13 protein-coding genes are annotated in these 21506 nt (G+C 60.2%); 5 read left to right on the top strand and 8 right to left on the bottom strand.

All coding sequences use genetic code 11. From position 1 onward, the window contains the following. The first annotated feature begins 11 nt into the window (after positions 1 to 11). Entirely contained in the window at positions 12 to 5387 is a 5376-nt protein-coding gene (locus J3361_RS18265; RefSeq protein WP_207965751.1) for a type I polyketide synthase, read from the top strand. A 10-nt stretch (positions 5388 to 5397) separates the two neighbouring features. Continuing rightward, a complete protein-coding gene (locus J3361_RS18260) occupies positions 5398 to 6429 on the top strand; it encodes a glycine betaine ABC transporter substrate-binding protein (protein WP_207965750.1) in 1032 nt (343 codons plus the stop codon). Between the two features lie 111 nt (positions 6430 to 6540). Here the strand turns inward: J3361_RS18260 and J3361_RS18255 are convergent, their stop codons facing one another. Together J3361_RS18255 and J3361_RS18250 are read right to left on the bottom strand one after the other, a co-directional pair. Further along, on the bottom strand, positions 6541 to 6861 hold the full coding sequence (locus J3361_RS18255; protein ID WP_207965749.1) for an isochorismate lyase: 321 nt from the start codon (positions 6859 to 6861) through the stop codon (positions 6541 to 6543). A gap of 61 nt (positions 6862 to 6922) precedes the next feature. Further along, a complete protein-coding gene (locus J3361_RS18250) occupies positions 6923 to 7441 on the bottom strand; it encodes a cysteine hydrolase family protein (RefSeq protein WP_207965748.1) in 519 nt (172 codons plus the stop codon). A gap of 395 nt (positions 7442 to 7836) precedes the next feature. Here J3361_RS18250 and treA point away from each other — a divergent pair, with 395 nt between their 5' ends. Beyond that, positions 7837 to 9465, top strand: coding sequence for an alpha,alpha-trehalase TreA (gene treA / locus J3361_RS18245; RefSeq protein WP_207965747.1), 1629 nt, complete (start codon positions 7837 to 7839; stop codon positions 9463 to 9465). A gap of 345 nt (positions 9466 to 9810) precedes the next feature. On the opposite strand, the gene J3361_RS18240 is transcribed toward treA, so the two are convergent. Both J3361_RS18240 and J3361_RS18235 read right to left on the bottom strand, forming a co-directional pair. Further along, the gene (locus J3361_RS18240; protein ID WP_207965746.1) at positions 9811 to 10764 is read right to left on the bottom strand and encodes a sensor domain-containing diguanylate cyclase; all 954 of its coding nucleotides are present in this window, start codon (positions 10762 to 10764) and stop codon (positions 9811 to 9813) included. A 3-nt stretch (positions 10765 to 10767) separates the two neighbouring features. Next, a complete protein-coding gene (locus J3361_RS18235; protein ID WP_207965745.1) occupies positions 10768 to 11778 on the bottom strand; it encodes a response regulator in 1011 nt (336 codons plus the stop codon). A 299-nt stretch (positions 11779 to 12077) separates the two neighbouring features. Here J3361_RS18235 and J3361_RS18230 point away from each other — a divergent pair, with 299 nt between their 5' ends. After that, positions 12078 to 14450 (top strand): EAL domain-containing protein, encoded by a 2373-nt coding sequence (locus J3361_RS18230; RefSeq protein WP_207965744.1) that lies wholly within the window; start codon positions 12078 to 12080, stop codon positions 14448 to 14450. Positions 14451 to 14632: 182 nt separating this feature from the next. Here J3361_RS18230 and J3361_RS18225 read toward each other — a convergent pair whose 3' ends face one another. The 4 genes from J3361_RS18225 to J3361_RS18210 all read right to left on the bottom strand — a co-directional run bounded on the left by J3361_RS18225 (position 14633) and on the right by J3361_RS18210 (position 20390). Next, positions 14633 to 15082, bottom strand: coding sequence for a phosphate ABC transporter substrate-binding protein (locus J3361_RS18225; RefSeq protein WP_243458929.1), 450 nt, complete (start codon positions 15080 to 15082; stop codon positions 14633 to 14635). Beyond that, complete coding sequence (locus tag J3361_RS18220; RefSeq protein ID WP_207965743.1) at positions 15082 to 16314, bottom strand: porin; 1233 nt, start codon at positions 16312 to 16314, stop codon at positions 15082 to 15084. Before J3361_RS18220 ends, J3361_RS18225 begins: the two co-directional genes overlap by 1 nt. Before the next feature lie 83 nt (positions 16315 to 16397). Beyond that, positions 16398 to 18260 carry an ATP-binding protein gene (locus J3361_RS18215; RefSeq protein ID WP_207965742.1) on the bottom strand — a complete coding sequence of 621 codons (1863 nt, stop codon included), beginning with the start codon at positions 18258 to 18260 and terminating at the stop codon, positions 16398 to 16400. A gap of 426 nt (positions 18261 to 18686) precedes the next feature. Next, positions 18687 to 20390, bottom strand: a complete 1704-nt coding sequence (locus J3361_RS18210) for an ABC transporter ATP-binding protein/permease (RefSeq protein ID WP_207965741.1) — start codon at positions 20388 to 20390, stop codon at positions 18687 to 18689. A gap of 200 nt (positions 20391 to 20590) precedes the next feature. Between J3361_RS18210 and fhuF the strand changes: the two genes are divergently transcribed. Continuing rightward, positions 20591 to 21274, top strand: a complete 684-nt coding sequence (gene fhuF / locus J3361_RS18205; RefSeq protein WP_207965740.1) for a siderophore-iron reductase FhuF — start codon at positions 20591 to 20593, stop codon at positions 21272 to 21274. The last annotated feature ends 232 nt before the right edge of the window (positions 21275 to 21506 follow it).

Below are 21506 nucleotides of genomic sequence, written 5' to 3'. Positions count from 1 at the left end.
GAGAGAACAGGATGAGCGACATCAATTATCACGGAAATGAGATTGCCGTTATTTCCATGGCTTGCCGATTCCCGGGCGCCGATTCCATCGAGCAGTTCTGGGAAAACCTGACATCGGGTCATGAGTCCATTGAGCCTGTTTCTCTGGGCGCCTTGCTAGAAGCGGGTGTTCCGGCTGAACGGGTTAATCGGGAAGACTACGTACCCATGGCGGCTCGCCTGAACAATGTCGACGGGTTCGACGCGGGTTTTTTCGAAATGTCAGCACGCGAGGCAGCGATTACCGACCCCCAGCATCGACTGTTACTCGAGTGTGCCTGGGAGGCGTTGGATGCCGCCGGATTCAGCAAGGACCGTGAGGCCTTGAACATCGGCGTGTTCGCTGGTGCAGGTAACAACAATTACCTTCACACCAATGTCATGGGGGAGGAGGACATCAACGAAACCGGCTTTTTGGACAGCAGCGCCGGTTTCATGAATTTGCTGGGCAACGATAAGGATTATCTGTCGACGCGGATCGCTTATAAATTGGGGTTGCGTGGCCCCGGCCTGAACATCCAGACGGCGTGTTCGACTTCGTTGGTCTCGATTCATATGGCGTGCCAGAGCCTGCTCCTGGGCGAGTGCGACGTTGCATTGGCCGGGGGCGTGACCGTCCTGGTGCCCCATGCCCAGGGGTATGTCTACCAAGAGGGGATGATCCAATCGCCAGATGGGCACTGTCGGGCATTCGATGCCGCCGCGCGGGGCACGGTCTTTGGCAGTGGCGCCGCGCTGGTCACGCTCAAGCGGCTTAGCGATGCACTGGAGGCGGGTGATTCCATTCAGGCTGTCATCAAGGGATCGGCCATCAATAACGACGGTTCCAATAAAGTCAGCTTTGCCGCCCCCAGTTCCCAAGGGCAAGCCCAAGTCATTGAACGGGCACTAGAGAATGCGGAGGTGAGCGCCGCAACGCTCGGCTTTGTAGAGACCCATGGGACAGGCACCCCACTAGGCGATCCGATAGAGTTCAAAGCGCTGATGGATGTGTTTACACAGCACGGCGCCCAGGCAAACACCTGTGCATTGGGCTCGGTGAAAACCAACATCGGCCACCTCATCGCGTCGGCTGGCGTGGCGGGCTTTATCAAGACGGTGTTGGCGCTCAAGCATCGGACAATTCCCGCCACGCTGCATTTCAAGAGCGCCAACAAAGACATCCATCTGGACGGCAGTCCATTCTTCATCAGCGCCAAAACCCTGCCTTGGCCGACCACCGATTCACCCCGCCGCGCAGGCGTCAGCTCCTTTGGGGTGGGCGGTACGAATGCCCATGTCATTCTCGAGGAGGCTCCCCTGACATCGGCGCCTTCGCTGAATGAGTCCGGCGGTCCCTACCTGCTGGCGCTGTGCGCGAAGGATCGAGGCGCCCTGGCAGACCTCATCAACCAGTACCGCGAATTGCTCGAACGCCCGGCTGCGCCAGCGCTGCGCGATATCTGTTACAGCGCCCGTGTCGGGCGTGCTGAATTCCCTTTTCGATACACCGTGTCGGCCCGCCAACCGGAAACCCTCCTGGCAAAACTCCAACAAGCAGACAAAGATATTCACTGGGTCGACCCTGCCAAGGAGACCGGGCTGGTTTTCGTGTTCACAGGTCAAGGTGCCCAGTTTCCAGACATGGGCAAAGATCTCTACCAGCATAACGAGGTGTTTCGCGCGTCTATCGACCGTTGCGATGCTATTGCGCAAACCTGCATGGGAATGTCCCTGCGCACGATCCTTTTTCCGGCGCCAGGCGATGAGGCCGGGCTTATAGATCAGACGCGCTATGCGCAACCTGCCTTGTTTGCGCTGGAGTATTCCCTTGCACAGGTTTGGCTGAGCGTTGGCGTTGTCCCCGATATTTTGCTCGGGCACAGTCTCGGTGAGTTTTCGGCCGCTTGTGTGGCGGGGGTGTTCAGTCTTGAAGACGGTATGACCCTGGTCGCCGAGCGGGGGCGCCTCATGCAGGCGCTCCCGCTGGATGGCGGCATGTCAGCGGTCTCGCTGAACCACGACGAGGTGCGCGAGTTGCTGGCCCGGCACGCCATTGATCTGAGCATCGCAGCCGTCAACGCCCCGGGCAACGTGGTGGTTTCCGGCGCCCTGAGCGAGTTGAGCAGGCTCTTCCCGGTGCTCGACACCCTGGAGGTCAAGTACACACGCCTGAATGTCTCCCATGCGTTTCACTCCGAACTGATGGAACCGATGCTCGAGCCATTCGCCTGCGTTCTGGGGCGCATCAAAATGTCGGCACCGCGCTATCCACTGATCAGCAACCTCAGCGGGGAGATAGCCAAAGAGCGCCTAATGACGTCGGAGCATTGGCTTGACCATGTTCGCCAGCCCGTACGCTTCATGGACTGTATCCGGGGCGCATTCAAACATGGTGGTCGGACGTTCCTGGAGATCGGTCCAAAGGCGGTGTTGTCGACGATTGGAGCCGCATGCCTGCAAGCTGATGACGCCGACCAGACCACCTGGGTAACGAGCCTGAGCAGCAAGGTCGCAGATCGCGAACAGATGCTCGAAAGCGCGGGGCGCTTGTTCGAGGCTGGGATTGAACTTGACTGGGAGATCCTTTTAGAGGGCTCGACGGCGACACGCATAGACACACCCAACTACCCGTTCCAGCGGATGCCTCATTGGATAGGCCCTCGCGTTGCGGCACAGCCTCAGTGGATGACAGCCGTGGACTGGGTGCAGCGCCCCATCGAAGCGCAAGTCACCGATGTCGATCAGAGCGCCCCAGGAATCTGGCTGTTGATTGGAGGGACGAGCGAACTCGTCCAGGGCATCCGGAACGGCCTGTCAATTCGTGACGAGCACTGCATTCGCGCGATATTTGCCACTGATTGCCGTCGGGTCAGCGCCACTACCTGGCACATCAGGTCGGACTCCCCCTCGGATATCGACGAGGTGTTTCGAACACTGCCCATTTCAGCGCAGAACCCGCTCAGAGGCGTTGTTCACCTCGGTGGGACCGTGCCTTTGTCCGCAGAAAATCATCCTTTAGACAACGCAGATCTGGGTGCCCTGAATGCCGGTCTCTACAGCGTGTTGGCCACGTTGCAAGCGCTGACGAGCAGCTCCAGAACCGAGACCGCCAGGCTTTGGGTCGTGACGCGCGCAGCGGTAAACGTGCGTTCCGCTGCTTCGTCGATCAACGTTTCGCAAGCCACTCTTTGGGGGCTGTCCAAAGTGATCGCGCAGGAGGAGCCGGCTGTTTGGGGCGGGTTCATCGACTTGCCTGCGAGCATCGAGGATGTCGATGCCGATTTGCTCCTGGCAGCGCAATTGATGCTTGCAAACGGGCAGGAAGATCAATTCGCTATTCGTCATTCCAGCGTTCATGTGCCCCGACTCGTAGCGGTGTCGCCCGCTAAATCGAGGCCTGTGGCGCTCAGTCCGGAGGCGACCTATCTGGTCGTCGGTGGGCTGGGTGGGCTAGGGCGCGAGGTCCTTGCAGGGTTAGTGGAAAAGGGGGCCCGTCATTTGGCGGTGGTCGGACGCAAATCGCTGGAAGCGACTGGCTCGACCGTGCTGGAAATGTTTAGGCGCCAGGGTGTGGATATCGACTACCTCACTCTGGATATCGCATCCCATGAGGCTGTTGAGCCGCTGATGTCGTACGTAGGTGCCCTGCAATGGCCGTTGCGCGGTGTGCTGCAGTTGGCGGGGACGGTTGAGGATGCTGTCCTCTCGACATTGAGCACATCCTCCCTCAGGCGTGTCTTGTCGCCGAAGCTGCAGGGCACCCTGGTGCTGGACCATGTTACCCGCGGCCAGTCGCTGGACTTTTTCGTAGGCTTCTCGTCAATCAGCGCGTTGCTGGGGTTCAAGGGCCAGGCGAACTACGTGGCGGCCAACAGTGCGATGGACGCCATCATGGAAAACCGCGTCAGTTCGGGATTACCGGGTTTAAGCATCGCGTGGGGACCTTGGTCATCCGAGGGCATGGCCAGTCGGGTCGACAAGGTATTCAAGAAGCGCCTGTCGACGTTAGGCATCAATTACATTCCTGCGAAAGTCGGCCTGCAAAAATTGTGGGACAACTTGAGCGTACAAGACGTCGTCGGTATGGCACCGATCGACTGGGCGCCTTACAAGGCGCATTTACAATCCAGCGACTGGCCGTACCTATCGCTCATTGATGCGCAACACGCGGCGGCCAAAACCATCGTGGAGCACGACACCGTTCCCTTTCTCGAGGCGGTGTCGTTGCTGGATGACGAGCAACGTCAGGCATTCATCCGGGGCAAGTTGATGTCCGTTGCGGCCCGGGTTGCAGGCAATCTCGATGCCGACGCAAGTCCAGTGGACAAGTCGCTCACAATGATGGGTTTCGATTCGTTGATGACCGTCGAATTTCGCAACAGTCTAAAAAAACTCGGCATTAACTTCCCCCTGGACAGGCTTATCGTCGGTGCCACCCTCAGCGATATCAACGACTTCGTACTTGAACACCTTGGAGCGGTCCGCCGAGGCAACGCAACCGAGCGAGCCGACAGCCGTCCTCCTGAGCCGCAAGAAGTGCAGACATCGGACTGCGTGGTTATTCCCAAACCTAGACCGGAAGCAACGCTTCGCTTGTTCTGTTTTCCCTATGCAGGTGGTGGGCCCGCGGTATTCAAAGGGTGGGCGGACCGGTTGCCCGATCATATCGAGCTTTGCTTACTGCAATTGCCTGGTCGTAATGCACGACTGAGGGAAAAGTCGTACACCCGCATGGAAGAGTTGGTCACAAAACTGACCCCTGACCTGATTCCCTATCTGGACCGGCCGTTCGCATTCTTTGGCCTGTGCTTGGGCGGTGTACAGGCATTCGAGGTGGCTCAACGCCTGGTCCATGTTCATAACCTGCACCCGACCCATTTGATTTTCGCAGGGAGTCGAGCACCGCACTTTTACAACGAGCATCAATTCGCTTCCGATGTACTGCAGTTCAATTACGAGTCTGACCATGAACCCGCGGCGAGCGATGACGGCGAGCTCATTGCAATGCTCAAGGAAATGAATTTTGCCAACAATCAAGCGCTGTTCGATGACGCTGAAATGCGTGCCTTGATGCTTCCGATCATCAAGGCTGACTATGAAATCAATAACACCTATCTGTACGAGCCCAGCCCCCGTCTCGAAGTCCCCATTACCTCGATTGGAGGGCGCATCGACCCATACGCCACGGGCGTGCACATCACCGGCTGGCGTGAGCATACGACCCATGCGTTCAAGTCGGTGTTCTGTGCGGGGGACCATTACTTCGTGGAAGGGCAGCGCGACCTGATCGCCAGTCTCGTGGTGGACACCCTCGCCAGTTCCGCCCCTTCAAACATCAGCCGCTCAGCAGAAACCGTCCATCAATAGGAGAGTTCAAATGCCTTCATTTTTCGTACGTACTGCGCTGTGCTTGGTTCTAAGCCTGACCGCTCACTTGGCTTTCGCGTCATCCGACGCTCGCTCGATCCGGTTCTACGATGGCGGCTGGGAGAATATCCAGATCGACAATCATATCGCCATGTACATCCTCAAGCATGGATACGGTATGAACGTAGAGTCGGTAAGTCTTGATATCGCGCAAATGCAAAAAGCGATGGAAACGGGCGACATCGATATCAATATGGAAATGTTCACATCGCTGATGCCTCAGTGGGTCGAGGACCAGCGGGCAAAGAAAGCCATCCTCGATTTCGGTCCCACTTATGAGCGTCTCTCGCAGGCATTCTACGTGCCCACCTACATGATCAAGGGCGATGCCAAGCGCGGAATCAAACCCACGACCCCTGATCTGAAACGTGTCGAAGACCTTCCCAAGTATGCCGAGGTCTTCAAGGGCGCATCGGAATCAGGCAAGGCCACCTGGTTAAACTGCATCAGCAGTTGGGCGTGCCGGGAAATCAACCTGATTAAAATGGCCACTTACGGTGTGGATCGCTCTTTTACGCCAGTGGAACTCAAGTCTGAGTCAGCGCTCAACGCCGCGATTATTTCAGCTTACGAGAAGGGCCAGCCCTTCATGACCTATTACTGGGACCCAAGTCCGCTGATGGGGGAACTGGCCCTGACACGCCTTGAAGAACCCGCCTACAGCGAAGCCTGCTGGGACGCCATCAAGGATAGCCTTGCCCAGTTCAAGGAGGGTGTCGGAAGTCAACAAGCCTGCGCCTATGCCGATATCTCCCTCAATAAATATACGTCGGCTAGATTCGCCAAAGAGCATCAGCCCGTCATCCCTTTCCTGAAGTCGATGTTCGTTGGAACCGATACCATCCGGACGCTGGCGACACGAATGGTCACCAACAAGGAAACCCCCGAGCAAACGGCGCGTTATTACTTGCGTAACCATACGGCTGATTGGAAGGGGTGGGTGCCTGAAGAGGTGTTCAAGAAGGTTTCCGAGACGCTGTAGGCGTTGATATACGGCCTACGCGGTAAGGCTGTAAAAGCAGCGCATGAGGTGTGTCTGGCGAAGCGGGGTGGTTGGTTTGGGGCCGCTTCTCGACCCCACGGGAAGTGACGATCAGGTCTCGGATTGCTGGGCCGCCCAGTGTTTCATTTCTTCGGCAATGAAGTGGTTCACCAGGTCGCTGTACATCTTCTCGATGGCATCCGGACTCAAGCCCTCGGCCTCAGCCCATTCCCGCCGTGTCGCCAGCATCGCCTTGAAACGCTCCGGCGCGCGTACCGACGTGGCTGAGGTCTTGAACTTCGAGGCGGCGAGTACGTATTGAAAACGCGCGCGCAGCAGTTTGATGATCGCCTGATCGAGGGCGTCGATTTCGCCTCGGATGTCCTCCATGTTGACGCACTCCGAAGGTTGCAGCCGATTGCAGACTTCCATGTAGATCACTCCATTGGTTTGAGCAGGATCGGCCCAGCCTGGGCCGATGTGTTGATGGGGCTTAAAAATGCCAATCCTCGGCGCGAACGACCCGGCAAAAAGGCCCGGCCAGCGTGGCGTTGTGATGGGCGATGATCACTGGCGCCTTCACGTCCGGCGTGTCGGCGCAGGTATGACCATCGGCGATCAGTACCGCATCGAAGCCCAGGTCCCGGGCAGCGCGGCAGGTGCTGTCGACACAATACTGGGTTTTCATCCCGGTGATAACCACGCCCTCGGCGCCACAGGTCTTCAATTGCTCGACCAGATCCGTCCTGGCAAAGGCATTGGGGCGGGTTTTTTCGAAGATAACCTCGTTGCCCGCCAGCCGCAATTGCGGCAGCAGTTGCGTCAATGGGCTTCCCGGTTCGATAGGCGAGCCGGGCGGGCCGACATGGCGAGCCAGGAAGATAGGGGCCCCGGCGCTGCGGGCCTTGGTCAACAGGGCATTCAACCTATCCAGCAGCGCGTCACCAGCCCAGGGTTTATCCGGGCCGTGAAACAACCCGACTTGCATATCGAGGATTAACAGTGCGTGCATGGTGCTTTCCTTGCGTGTGGGCCAGCGACGCAAGGGCAAAAGAAAAGGCCCTTACCATCGCTGGCGGGCCTTTGAGATTCGTGTATTAACCGCTCACGACACCTCACGACCCGCCTGGGCGGTCGTGGTCGTGGTGGTCGAGGTGAGCTTTGGGAAATTCATGGTGCTGACAATATCGGCAGGCCATCGGGTTTGGCAAGCCTGCTCCCAAGGAATGTCGTGGATCTCTGTGGCGAGGGGATTTATCCCCGCTCGGCTGCGCAGCAGTCGCAAAATCGGTGCCTGCGCTGTATCGCAAACGTTTCGACCTCGACGTTGACTCAAGATCATTGAACCCAGGTCCGCAGCGACAGGTCCCTCGTTTGTCAGGAACGAAAAACAGGATGGACCCTACGATGCGATCTATTGACCTCGTCAGCCTCTCGTTTGCCACGCTGCTGTGCGTGGCCTGTTCAAGCCAACCGCCCGCCACATGGAGCTACGCCGACGCTCAAGGACGGGCCAATCTCCCGCCCGACCAGGCCTACCCCGAGCTCTTCGAGGCGGTGCAGCGCGGTCAGGTGTTCACCGACCAGAAGCATTTCGTGGACGCACTGCCCAACCGTGACCCGGCCCGGATCCGTGCCGATTACCTCGCCCAGCGTGGTCGCGATGGCTTCGATATCAAGGCTTTCGTGAAAGACAACTTCATCGAGTCCGGCGCAGCCGAAAGCCCGGCCCCCAGGCCCGGCGCTCCGATCAAAGAGCACATTGACAACCTCTGGCCGGTGCTGAGCCGCTCCTACAGCCAGGTGCCGGCCTACAGCAGTTTGTTGCCATTGCCGCAACCGTATGTGGTGCCCGGCGGACGCTTTCGCGAGATGTACTACTGGGACTCGTATTTCACCATGTTGGGGCTTGAGCAAAGCGGCGATCAGGCCCAGGTCCGCCAGATGACCGATAACTTTGCCTACATGATCGACACCTACGGCCACATTCCCAACGGCAATCGCACCTACTACCTGAGCCGGTCACAGCCGCCATTCTTTGCCTACATGGTGGAGTTGCAGGCGCGTATCGAAGGTGACCAGGCCTATGGGCGATACCTGCCGCAGTTGCAGAAGGAATATGCCTATTGGATGGAGGGCTCCCAGGCACTCAAGCCCGGCGAGGCGGCTCGACATGTGGTGAAACTCGCCGACGGCAGCGTGCTCAACCGCTACTGGGACGCCAGCCCGACGCCTCGCCAGGAATCCTGGTTGCAAGATGTCAGCACCGCCGAACAGGCGCCGCAGCGGCCCAAGGAGGAGGTCTGGCGTGACCTGCGCGCCGGCGCCGAAAGCGGCTGGGACTTCAGCTCGCGCTGGTTGGACGACGGCCAGAACCTGGCGAGTATCCGCACCACGGCCATTGTGCCCGTGGACCTCAATAGCCTGATCTATCATCTCGAGCACACCATCGCCAAAGCTTGTGAGACGGTGCAAAACAAATCCTGTGTCCAGACGTATGGCCGGCGCGCCGAACTGCGCCAGCGGGCCATCGAGACACATCTGTGGAATGCCGACAAAGGCTTCTACGTGGACTACGACTGGCAACGCAACCAGCAACGTCAACAGCTCACGGCCGCGACGCTGTTCCCGCTGTACACGGGCCTGGCCTCCGCCGAGCATGCCAATCGCACCGCCGATGCGGTGCGTGACGGCCTGTTGCGTGCCGGGGGCATCGCCACCACCCAGGTCAGCAACGGCCAGCAATGGGACGAACCCAATGGCTGGGCACCGCTGCAATGGGTCGCGGTGCAAGGATTGGAGCGCTACCGGCACACCGCGCTGGCGCAACAGATCGGCAGTCGTTTCTTGCAGCAAGTCGAGAACCTCTACGGCAAGGAAAACAAGCTGGTAGAGAAATACGACCTGTCCGGACGCGGGGATGGCGGGGGAGGTGGTGAGTATGAATTGCAGGATGGCTTTGGCTGGACCAACGGCGTGACGCTCAAGTTGCTGGGTAAGTATGGCGAGCCTGCCCCGGTGGCTGGGCAAGACTGAATTGTGGGAGCGAGCCTGCTCGCGAAGGCGGCGTACCAGCCGCACTCAATGCTGCTGAACCACCGCTTTCGCGAGCAGGCTCGCTCCCACAGGAGATATGGGGTGTACATCAAATATCACTGTCACCCGAATTGAGACTCACTTTTTTGGGAAGGACAGATAGCTTTTGTGGCGAGGGAGCTTGCTCCCGCTCGGCTGCGCAGCAGTCGCAAAAACGCTGTCTGCGGTGTGCCTGGCGAAACGGTGTGGGTGGTTTGGGGTTGCTTCGCAACCCAGCGGGAGCAAGCTCCCTCGCCACAGGGGCTGGGGCTTGGTGTGATCGGGAACCAAGCCGTTGCAGGCTCGCTACTCATGCACCGTCACTCGGTTGCGCCCGGTCTTCTTCGACGTATAGAGCGCCTGGTCGGCCCTGGCGATCAGCTCGGCATGGTCGTTCGAGGGCTGGCTCAGGTCGGCCACGCCCAGGCTGATGGTGAAGCGGATGGTCTGGTCGTTGAACTCCACTTCCAACGCTTCGACGGCCTGGCGCATACGCTCGGCGAAAATCCGTGCGCCGGCCTTGTCGGTGTCTGAAAGCACCACGCCGAACTCTTCACCGCCATAACGCCCGGCCACATCGGACTCACGCACGTGCTTGCGCAGCAGGCTGGCGACTTGCTCGATGACCTTGTCGCCCGCTTGATGACCATAGGTGTCGTTGACCCGCTTGAAATGATCGATATCGAGCATCACCAGGCTCAACGCACTGCCATAGCGCTGGTGGCGGGCGTGGGCGGCTTTCAGGTTGCTCTCCCAATGACCGCGGTTGTACAGCCCCGTCAGCCGATCGGTGCTGGAGAGTAGTTGCAACTGTGCGTTGGCGGCTTGGAGCTGATGCCGATTGGTGGCGACGTCGGTGACGTCATAGATCACCAGGCAGATGTGCTTGATGGTGTTGTCCGGCGAGCGCAGCGGCAACAGGGTGGTGTTCTGGTACATGAACGCTTCCTGGCCGGTGATCGGTTGATAGCTCTTGAAGCGCATCAGGTACGGACGCTGCTCCCAGACCGTGAACGCCGGCGTGCCCAGGGTCGCGACGCTTTCCACCTTGCGGCTGAACCATTGGCGATCGATTTCAGGGAACAGGCTGAAAAAATGCTGGTTGTGAGCGTCCTTGGGTTGCACCCCGGAGCGGTTCTCCATGAAGGTGTTCCAGACTTGCACGCGGTATTCGCGGTCGAGCACCACCACCCCGACGTCGATGCTCTGAACGATCGCCAGCAACCAGTGGAATTCATTCAGATCGATGGATTCGCTCATGGCTCAGTTCATCAGGTAGGCGAGTTTGTGGGTTAACCGTTCGATGGAGTCCTCCGTGAACAGCAGCAACAGGTCAAAACGAATATCGTGCCCTTCCAGGCTGTAGCTGATTTCCACCGCCAGGGTCTTTTTCCAGTGCTTGCTGTTGTCCCGGATCAATTCCTCGATGGCCGCGTGCTGGCCGAGAATCTGCGGGTGGCCCTGGGAAAACACCACGTCGATCTGTTCGGCAATGCTGCTCAGGCATGCGCCGATCAAGACGCTGGAAAGGTCCAGGAGCATTTCCAGGTCCGAATAGTCGGCGCTCTGGCGCTGCATCAATTGCGCGATGTCGGCGATTTCCGAATCGTGGAAGATAAGCAGGGCTTCGCCGGCAATGCCGCTGCCGATAAACCCCTGGCAAATGGCGGTGAGTTGCTGGGAGCTGCCGACGTCGTTCAAGGCCATGTGCAACTCCCCGACCTCGAGGAGGTTGACGTTCGGCACTGGCAACTGCACGAAGACCCCCAGCACCTTGGCGATCAGCGCTGCTGCCCGGCCGATGGCCACGTTGACGGTCTCGCGAAATGCATCGTGAAAACCGATGGCCACGTTCGTGGCCGAACGATTCTGCGGCGGCACCTGGCCGGGTTGGGCCAGTAACCCTAGTCGCGCCAGCGTCTGGCGCAGGTCGTTTTCGTCGAACGGTTTTTTCAGGAACGCCAGGGCGCCCAACTCCAGCACGCGGCGCACCGCCTCATCCTGGACGTCACCGGAAATCACGATCACCTGCGCCTTCAAGCCCTCGTCGCGCAAGGCGCTCAACACTTGGTAGCCGTCCATCTCCGGCATGGTCAGGTCGAGCAACACCACGTGGCCCAGGCCTTGGCGTATGGCGTCCATGGCCTGGCGCCCGTTGATCGCCTCGGTGACCGAAACCGGCCAGTCTGCGGGCAGTGCACGCAACACCTGTTTGCGCGCCATGTTGGAGTCGTCACACACCACCAGAGGGATCAACGACACAAGGACATCCATCGAATTTCAATGGCAGGAGAGGAGGTGTTGCGTACGTCATTCATAGGCTTGCAAAGACCCTTTTGATTAACGAATCGGGTTTATCAAGCGTGGTGTCCAGCACCAGACACTGCTGGACACGGTTGTATTGAAACTGGACCAATAAGTCAGGGACGTCAACTGCACTTCGTCATCGAATCCTAGGCAAAGCCACGGTCGGCGCGCGATTGGGCGTGGCAGGCGGGGTTTGTGGTCTATAGTTTTCAGCAGGCGGTCGGTGACCCGCAGTCCGTCAGTGGGAACAACGCAGGGAGCACACCATGGCGATCCAACGGGCGAGTGTCATGACGTCGGCCCCGAGTGTCGTCCATCGAGAAAACGCCCAGGCCGATGCGACGAACACGCTGTTTCGGCGCGGCTTCGACCAGGCCAGGGAAGCCTATATCCTGTTCCCATCGCTGGCCGTCCTGCTGCTGTTGCTCATGTGGGCCGGCACCCAGTACCTCATCAAGGTCGAACACGCTCGTGCGCAGCAGGGAATCGCCGAAGCGAGCCTGGAAATCGGCGCCACCTACGAAGCGCAGACCCTGCGGGCGGTGCGTGAAATCGACCAGACCCTCAAGTTGGTCAAGTACACCTACGAGTCCGAGCGCGAGCCCAACCCATTGCCCAAGCTCAAGGCGCGCGGCTTGCTGCCTTCTGCCTACTTGTTTGACGTCAGCGTCGTCGATGCCAGCGGCCGGGTCGTGGCCAGTACCCAGCCGAGCGAGGCCGGCAGCAGGATGGCCAAGGATGCGCTGCAAACCCTAGGGCCAGAGACGGCGCTGTCGATTAGCCGCCCATGGAAAAGCCCAGCGACGGGGGAATGGAAATTGCGTTTCAGCCGGCGGCTCGATCGAGGGGATGGCGGGTTCGCCGGGATCGCCATGATCGAGGTGGACGCGGCCTATTTCGTCAGCAGCTACGACCCCTCGAAGCTCGGCGCTCACGGCTTGCTCGGCCTGCTGGGCATCGACGGTATCTTTCGGGCACGGCGCAGCGGGGAAGCGATCTCGGCCGGTGACCCGATCGATTACGCCAGCATGGTGCCGGATACGGAAAACACGGAGGCCGTACGCGCGATCAACCCATGGGACGGCGTGCGGCGCTATACCAGCGCCCGCCAGCTCTACGATTTTCCGCTGGCGGTGATCGTCGGGTTGTCCGAGGAAGAACAACTGGCTGCGGTGACCCGGCAAGCGCAGCGCTATCTCTGGCGCACGGCGGGCGCCAGCCTGCTGCTGGTGTTGTTGGCGGGGCTGCTCGCGCGGATGAGCTGGCAACTGGCGCAAAGCCGCTTGCGCGCGGGCGAAGCGAAAATTGCCTACGCGGAAAGTGTCGAGTACCTGGCCTATCACGACGGCCTCACGGCGTTGCCCAATCGCAGCCTGTTCAGCAAGTTGTTGAGCCAAAGCATCCGTGAGGCCAGCCGTTACGATCGGCAATTGGCCGTGCTGTTCCTCGACCTCGACCGTTTCAAGCAAGTCAACGATACGCTGGGGCACGATGCCGGCGATCAACTGCTCATAGAGGTGGCGCAGCGCCTCGAGGCGTGTCTGCGCAGCAGCGATACGGTGGCCCGGTTGGGCGGCGACGAATTCGTGATCCTGTTGCCGGAGCTGTCGGAGGACAACGACGTGGCGACCGCCGCGCAGAAAATCCTCGGCGCGATTGCCCGGCCTTTCAACCTCCAGGGCCAGGAATTTCGGGTGACTGCCAGCGTCGGGATCAGCGTGTTTCCACAGGATGGCCTGGACGAGCAGACCCTCACGAAAAACGCCGATATCGCGATGTACCAGGCCAAGCAACGTGGCAAGAACAACTTCCAGTTCTACTCCGCGAAACTGAACGCCGATTCCCTGGAACGGCTGACCCTGGAGTTGAGCCTGCGTCACGCGCTGGAGCGCCAGGAGTTCCAACTGCATTACCAGGCCAAGCGGGACATTCGCAGTGGCCAGATCACCGGCATGGAAGCGTTGCTGCGCTGGAATCACCCCGACCTGGGGATCGTGGCGCCCATGCAGTTCATCCCCATTGCGGAAGAGACCGGTTTGATCGTGCCGATCGGCAAGTGGGTGCTCAAGACCGCCTGCCAGCAAAACGTCGCCTGGCAACGACAAGGCCTGCCGCACCTGGGCGTCGCCGTAAACCTCACGGCACGGCAGTTTGCCGATGAGGACCTGCTGACGGATTTGGCCGAGATATTGGCCGAAACCGGTATGGATGCGCGCCTGCTGGAACTGGAAATCGCCGAGCGCCTGCTCATGCAGGACGTCAAGAGGGCGCTGAGTGTGTTGACCGGGCTCAAGCGCCTGCAGGTGCGTATCGCCATCGATGATTTCGGGATCGGTTATTCGTCGCTCTCTGCCCTCGAACAGTTCCCATTGGATGTCATCAAGATCGACCGCTCGTGTATCTGCGACACCAGCAGCGTGTCGGAAGACAAAGCCCTGACCGAGGCCATCATCGCGATGGGCCGCACCCTCAGCCTGACCGTGGTCGCCCAGGGCGTGGAAACCAAGGAACAGGCCGATTTCCTGCGGGACAATGCGTGCGATGAGTTCCAGGGTTTCTATTTCAACAAACCGATTCCCGCCGACCAGTTCAAGTTATTGCTACAGGCCCAGGCAACTGGTCCAAACCTCGATACGTAAGGGCTCATACTCATTGTGGCGAGGGGATTTATCCCCGCTGGGCTGCGAAGCAGCCCCAACACTGACGACTCAATCCACCAGGTAAACTGGAGTTTCAGATTTTAGGGCCGCTGCGCAGCCCAGCGGGGATAAATCCCCTCGCCACAGATTCATCTGCTGCCTTAAGTGAGTGGGTTACCTAGTCATTGCGCGTCAAGCGGCAGTGCCCGGACGCTGTCATCCAGCTCCCGCGCGTCGATATAGCCGATGGTGTCGGGGTTCTCGGCAATACGTTTCTTGACCTCCGCGCCGCTTGGAACCGCCTGCGGCGGCTGGCCCCTGCCAGTGAAGATGATTTTTGACCAATGTGCCTTGAGCTGGGCTGCGGACTTGCCGGTGAACGTTGTATAGAACTCATCGCGGGTCGGAGAGTCTTCTGTCTGGTCAATGGGAATCGCCTGGCCGCCGCCGGGAAAACGGCTGGCCTTGCCCAGGAAAATATCCGCCACCTGATTGCGCGCGAGTGTCTTCACCGGGCTGGACGTGGCGACGACCACCACGACGTCGGCCTTGACGGCAGCGCTGGCGGCGCCCAGGGCGAGCCCCGCCACAGCGAATCCGATGAGCCTCACAACCCGCATGGCCTGCTCCATCAGAAGACAAAATCCACAGCCAGGCTGATGACGTTGAGCGAGCCCCCGGACGTGAAGTCCGGTTGGGTATTGATCAACGGACCGACCGAGTTACCCTTGAAACGCGTGTGATCGAATTGCACTTTGGCATCCATGTTCTTGGTGAAATCCCAGCGCACGCCCAGGGAAAGGGTCTGCTGGCCTTCGTTCGAACCCAAGACCGAATTGAGCGCCCCGTTGAGCTCGGCGGCCGTGCCCGCCAAGGCGGGTGGCAAGGCCGCTATCGTCAGGCCCGGGCTGGAGACTTCGGTTTCGGTCCGGGAGCGTGCGTAGGTGACGTAGGGCGTGAACGCTTCGATGCGGTACCCGCCGCTGATGTACCAGGCACTGGTGCGGCCCAGGCCGGAGCGGCTATCGAGACGCCCCCATTCGCTCATGACGAACCAGTCGCCCGGATCGTAGCTGGCGCCCACACCGAGAAATTCGACGGGCGTGTCGTCGGAGTCGTAGCGATCGGCGATGGCGATGCCTTCTGCGCCGAACGCTCTGAACGTATCGAAGAGGGAGTTGAACTGCTCCAGGGTCAGGTCGGCTTTCATGTAGGTGATACGCGTGGTGAGCACGTCGAACTCGGTGGTATTGGTGATTCCCCAGAAGTTTCTCGTCAGTGCCTTGCCGGCCCCGTCGGGCTGCCGGCTGTCGGTCTGGCCGTAGTGAGCCTGCACGGTATTGATGATTGCATCGACATGAAACCGGTAGCTGCCATCGATGCCGTCGCTGCTGGAGATCGGCATCAGGCTGTAGACCTCCATGGGCGCGCGCACCCAGGGCAGGGTGTAGCCCACTTTGCGGGTATCGGACACCAGGAACGTCGGCAACACGGTACGGCCAATGCGTGCGTTGAAATCCGGCGTGAACTGGTACTTGACGTTGGCCCACTCGACGAAGGGCCGGTAACTGTTGTCGTAGCGCTGCTCGGAAATGACCTGCACCACGGCCGAAAGCTGCGGGGTGAAGGTGGCGGTCAGTTGGGCGCCGATCAGGCTGTCGACGTCAGCGCTCCAGTTGCGTGAATGCCCGGCGCCATTGGGCTTGAAGATACTGGAAGTGAAGTCGGCTTTTTTCTCGCTGGAATGGACGATCCCCACCGTGCCGAAGCTGCTCAGCGAGAATATCTCGGCGACGTCGGCACTGGCGCCGCCGGTGTACAGCGTCACGACGACCAAGGCCAAGGTATTGGGTTTTTTCACCATGGGCTCAAGGTGACCTCGTTGCGTGGATCGCCATTCGTCTGCTCCTTGTACGGTCGGCTGAAACTGCGCGCCATTACCTTAGTCTAGATCGCCAATTTGAGCGTAAAGGTCGCACCCGTTCCCGGGCCGTCGCTGTGGGCCTCCAGCGAACCGCCCATTTCCATGGCCGCCAGGACGCAGCTGTGCAGGCCAAACCCATGGCCATCCTTGCGTGTGGTAAAGCCGTGGGCAAAGATCCGCGTCAGGTTCTCCGGCGCGATGCCCTCGCCGTTGTCGATGACCTTGATGACCAAGGTGTCGTCTTGGGGCATCTCGCTCTGAAGGATGATTTGGGGAGCCGGCTCCGACCGGTCGCCCATCGCCCGGCTGGCGTTTTTTATCAGGTTGATCAGGATCAGCAGCAGCCGGTGCTTGTCCAGTTGCAGCAGGGGCGTTTCGGCCAGGTTTCGCACAACGGTGATCCGATGTGCCGCGATGATGCCGGCGTTCATGCGCAGGGCATCCTCGATCAGTTCTTTGATTTGTACGGTTTCGGCAAGGCTGGATGGACCTGCATAGGATTGCTGGGCGGCGACGATTTCCTTGATGTGATCGACGCTTTTGCTCAGTTGGCCGAGCTCTTCGGTCATGCTCTGTTGCTCGATCGCCAGTGCGTCCACCAGTTGGTTCAGGTAGCCGGGCAAAAGCTTGCCTTTCTCGTCGTGGGAGATGAAGTCGCCAAGGTCATCGGCGTGCTCGTTCATCATGTGTACTGCCTTGCCAAGGCCCAAGGCCTTGCTGGTGCGCAGCTTGCGGGTGACCAGGTCGGCAGAAATATTCACGCTGTTAAGCACGTTGCCGACGTTGTGCAGCACATTGGTGGCGATTTCGGCCATGCCAGCCTGGCGGGCGGCGGCGGCCAACTGGGTCTGCGCTTCGGCGGCGCGCAAGCGGCTTTGCGCCAGCTGCCAGCTCATCCGGGCGAGCAGGCCCACCAGCAATACCAGCACCAGGCTGCCGCCCGCCGCGCGCCAGAGGTAGGTACGCGCTTGTTGGTTCACCGCGGCCAGTTGTTCTTCCTCGGACAACCCGACGATCACCGCCAGCGGAAAATCGTAGAGCTGGCGGGCACTGGTGTAGCGCCGCACGCCGTCCCAACCGTTGATCGAGAGCTTCGCCTCGGTGTTTTCAGCGTCCGGCACCACCGCCGTGTAATTGACCGCATCGCCGGCCGATAGCGTTTCCCCGGTGCGCCGTACGCGAAAGATGCCGTCCGTACCCAGCAGCCCGAGCGCACCCTGGTCGCCGAGTTTCGAGGCGTCGTAGCTGCTGACGAAATAGGCCGCATCCACTTCGACCCTGGCGAACCCGGACAGCCTGCCATCTGCGGCATCGAGTCGCCGGCTGAAGCGCAAGCGCCATTCTCCAGTGATTGGGCTTTTCCATGGGTGGCTGATGGACAACGAATCGCTGTGTCGCAGCGTTTGCTGTTCATCCGGGTCAGCGATGTTTTCCCGGTCGTTGACCCGCGTGGTCGCCACGAGCCGGCCGTCCGGATTGACCACGCTGACGTCGAACACCAAGGCCGGCGGCAACAAGGCCCGCTCCTGTAGGCGGCGCAGGGGATTGGGCTCGTCCTCGGTCTCAAAGGTGTATTTGACCAGCTTGAGGGTCTGATCGATTTCATGGATGGCGCGCAACATTTGCGCTTCGTAGGTAGCACCCATCTCCAGGCTGGCCGTCGCGGCGCTCTGCTGCGCGCGAAGATGTTCAACCTTGATCAGGTAGAGAGTGGCGCTCCAGACAACCAGCAACAGCAGGGCGGCCAGCAGCGGGAACAGGATGTAGGCTTCCTTGGCCTGGTCGAAGAAGCGCCGAAGCGTGCTGGCTTCGGTACCGCCATCGGCTTCTGCACAATGAGCGGTGCCAGGGGCCAACCTCAGTGTCTCGGGCCGCTGGATCGGCATGGCTTGCTCCCTGCATTGTTCGACCGGAGGCTGGTGAGCATCCGACACGGTTACGGCTCGAGGGGGTGTTGCTCCTGAAGGCCCGAGCGAAAGAGCCTGGATCTGTCAGAACTATAGACCACAAACTCTGCATGCCAATTATGCGAAGAGGGATGGAGTGTCGCGCAGGTTCATTTGCACTTTTTCAGGGATCTGATTGCGCGGGAAGAGGGCACATTTTGAATTGAACCCTGTGGCCCAAGTGCATCCTGTGGCGAGGGAGCTTGCTCCCGCTGGGCTGCGCAGCGGCCCCAAATCAGCCACACCGTTTCGCCAGGCACACCGCGGACACCGCTTTTGCGACTGCTGCGCAGCCGAGCGGGAGCAAGCTCCCTCGCCACAGATCTATCTTTCCCATGCTCTATTTCGTAGGCACAGGATGCGGGTTCACACCGCTTGCTTGACCTTGCGATGCACCCACTGCGCCTCGTCCTGCAGTTCCAGGACCTGCCTATGGAAGTGCTCCAAGGAGGCGCTGTGGCCGACGCTGATCAGGATCGTGTCCGGCAGCGTCTGCCTGAGCAGTTGATAGCAACGCGCTTCGTTTGCCGCATCCAGCGCCGAGCTGCTTTCGTCGAGGAATAGCACTGTGGGCCGGGCCAGCAGGGCCCTGACGAATGCGCAGCGTTGCTGTTCGCCGACGCTGAGGGTCTGTGCCCAGTCCCGCTCCTCTTCCAACTGATCGGCCAGCCGTTGCAGGCCGACTTGCTCCATGACCTGGCGCAGCGCGGCATCCTCTTCGCGATGGGGTGGGTTGGGGTACCAGAGCGCTTCGCGCAGGCTGCCCAGCGGCAGGTAGGGTTTTTGCGACAGGGTCAGGGCGCGCTCGCGGTCATAGCTACTCGAGCCGCGAGCGTGATGCCACAGCCCGGTAATCGTGCGGATCAATGTCGATTTACCGTAGCCGGACGGCGCGCTGATCATCAGGCTGTCGCCGGGCTTCAGTGACAGATTGAAGCCTTTGAACAACGGCCGGCCATTGGGCAGCCAGATGTCCAGGTCCTTGATATCAAGGCCGCTGGCCTGCTGTTCGTGCCTGACCTGGGACTTGACCTCGACGTTATCCAGGCGCTCCTGGAAGCCGACCAGGCGGTCGATCACCGATTTCCATTCCGACAGTTCCGGGAACACGCTCACCAGGTAGGCGATGGCCGCATGCACTTCGCCGAAGGCCGCGCTTATCTGCGTCAGGCGACCGAGGGGAAAGGCCCCGGCGAAGAACTGTGGCGCCATGATGAACATCGGGATGACCGTCGCGCTGCGCAAATAGAAGGTCGAGTAGCCCATGATCAGCTTCTGTTTCTTCACCAGCGCCCAGAAGTTTTCCAGCGCCGCGTCCAGGCGACGGTTGAAGCGTTCGTTCTCCACGACTTCGCCGCGGTATTGCGCCACCGAGTCAGCGTTCTCCCGCAGGCGGATGAGCGAGAAACGAAAGTCCGCTTCACGCCGCTGTTGCATGAAATTGAGGCTGGGCAGCGCGCGTCCCAGCCAAAAGGCCAGGCCGGTGCCCAGGAACGCATACACCAGGGCGATCCACACCAGCAGTCCCGGAATGACGATCGACTGATCGTTAAATGGCACGCTGACGAGGCTGGAGGCTTGCCAGAGGATATGCAGGAAGGAAAACAGCGACACCACCGACGTCAACAGGCCCAGGCTCAACTTGAGCGACTTGACGATGAACAGGTCGATGTCTTCGGCGATCCGCTGATCGGGGTTGTCGACATCGGTTTCGGTCAGTTTCAGCTTCTGGTAGCGCTGGCTGTCCAGCCACTGGTCGAGCATGTTGCGGGTCGCCCAGCGCCGCCAGCGGATGGTCAGCTTTTGCTGAAAGTGAAACGCGCCCACGGTAAAGACCGCCGTGCCGATCTGCAGCAGGATGAATTGCAGGCTGCCGATCAGGAAGCCGTGGTAATCCAAGGCTTGCAAGGCGTTATAGAAATGCAGGTTCCAGAAGTTGGTAAGGATGTTGACGCCGACCAGGCACAGGGTCATCAGTACGGTGCCCAACAACAGCAAGAGGGCCGGGTACTTCTGCTCGGAGGCCCAGAAAGGCCGCGCGAGACGCCAGAAATTGCGGAGTGTGTGCATGGGGTTCTAGGTGAGCCTGGTCGCTAACGACATTGAGTTTGCAGGGGAGGGAGGATAGGATCAGCCAATGCTAATCGTTTGCATTAATTAGGGAAAGCCACGGGAGCCCTGTTATCGAATTTCCAGAATGGCTTAACCAGGCCTGGCCGCCGATACAGCGGGTCATCCGGCAGACACCTGGCGATCAGCCTTCCATCGCGTTGAGCCAGCTTGCCGATCCTGCCGTGCTGCAACCCTTGCTGAGCCGATTCGCCCTGCGTTACCCGGGGGTGAACCGCGCTGCCGTGGTGTCGCAGTGGTCGATGAACTACATGAGCATTGTCTTGCCGGCCACCCTGGCCTGTGTGCTGACGCGTCGTTGCGCCATCGAGTTCTGGGGCGAGGACGCGCGGCTGTTTCACGACGACGGCCAGCCGGCGGCGCTGGGCCTGGCTACCGGGTTGTCGGACTTGGATGCGGATGACCGGGCGGTTTACTGGTCGCGGTTGGTCCACGAGCACCTGGCGCCACTGTTCGGCACATTGGCCGCCGCCGGTGGCCTAGCGCCGAAAATATTGTGGGGCAACTTTGTCGCGATCTGGGACGGCGCCTTCGCCAGGATGGACCCGGACCTGTCCAGGGATGGTTTCGCCGAGGCGCACCAGTGGCTGGAGCCGGTCACGGTGAACAATGGCCGCTTGAAACTGCGCGGCCTGCAACGCATGGTCGAATCACCGGCACCGCAGATTTGCCCCAGCTTGCCCTTGCGCCGGCATTGCTGCCTGCATTACCAGCTGCACGAGCCGGTTGAAGGCCAACCGCCGGTGCTCTGTGAATCCTGCCCCAAGCTGCACCGCCTGCCGGTGGCGGAGCAGGTGAGTTACCTGCATTACATCTATGAGTAGGGCGTCGTTTTCTTTTGGGTTGGATTGGATTGGATTGGGTGCATATCCGTTGCTGCGGTAACGGCTGCTTAGGGTTCCGCCCTTACGGCGGGTCACTTTTGGAAGAGCGCCAAAAGTAACCAAAAACGCTTTGCCCCACCACTCGGTGCCTCGCTAGGGCTCGGCATGCCCTCACTCCGGCATTGCTCCGTGGGCCGCCGCGAAGGGCCATCCATGGCCCAGCGCGGCTATC

The organism is Pseudomonas sp. OA65, from assembly GCF_017498305.1.
Taxonomy (GTDB): Bacteria; Pseudomonadota; Gammaproteobacteria; order Pseudomonadales; family Pseudomonadaceae; genus Aquipseudomonas; species Aquipseudomonas zanjanensis.
The sequence above is the reverse complement of the archived record's forward strand: the minus strand, read 5'-3'. Positions and strand labels throughout refer to the sequence as shown.

What these genes read in the sequence shown, in the direction of transcription:
- J3361_RS18265 (WP_207965751.1), top strand. Translation starts at nt 12, where the DNA reads ATGAGCGACATCAATTATCACGGAAATGAGATTGCCGTTATTTCCATG.
- J3361_RS18260 (WP_207965750.1), top strand. Translation starts at nt 5,398, where the DNA reads ATGCCTTCATTTTTCGTACGTACTGCGCTGTGCTTGGTTCTAAGCCTG.
- J3361_RS18255 (WP_207965749.1), bottom strand. Translation starts at nt 6,861, where the DNA reads ATGGAAGTCTGCAATCGGCTGCAACCTTCGGAGTGCGTCAACATGGAG.
- J3361_RS18250 (WP_207965748.1), bottom strand. Translation starts at nt 7,441, where the DNA reads ATGCACGCACTGTTAATCCTCGATATGCAAGTCGGGTTGTTTCACGGC.
- treA (WP_207965747.1), top strand. Translation starts at nt 7,837, where the DNA reads ATGCGATCTATTGACCTCGTCAGCCTCTCGTTTGCCACGCTGCTGTGC.
- J3361_RS18240 (WP_207965746.1), bottom strand. Translation starts at nt 10,764, where the DNA reads ATGAGCGAATCCATCGATCTGAATGAATTCCACTGGTTGCTGGCGATC.
- J3361_RS18235 (WP_207965745.1), bottom strand. Translation starts at nt 11,778, where the DNA reads ATGGATGTCCTTGTGTCGTTGATCCCTCTGGTGGTGTGTGACGACTCC.
- J3361_RS18230 (WP_207965744.1), top strand. Translation starts at nt 12,078, where the DNA reads ATGGCGATCCAACGGGCGAGTGTCATGACGTCGGCCCCGAGTGTCGTC.
- J3361_RS18225 (WP_243458929.1), bottom strand. Translation starts at nt 15,082, where the DNA reads ATGGAGCAGGCCATGCGGGTTGTGAGGCTCATCGGATTCGCTGTGGCG.
- J3361_RS18220 (WP_207965743.1), bottom strand. Translation starts at nt 16,314, where the DNA reads ATGGTGAAAAAACCCAATACCTTGGCCTTGGTCGTCGTGACGCTGTAC.
- J3361_RS18215 (WP_207965742.1), bottom strand. Translation starts at nt 18,260, where the DNA reads ATGCCGATCCAGCGGCCCGAGACACTGAGGTTGGCCCCTGGCACCGCT.
- J3361_RS18210 (WP_207965741.1), bottom strand. Translation starts at nt 20,390, where the DNA reads ATGCACACACTCCGCAATTTCTGGCGTCTCGCGCGGCCTTTCTGGGCC.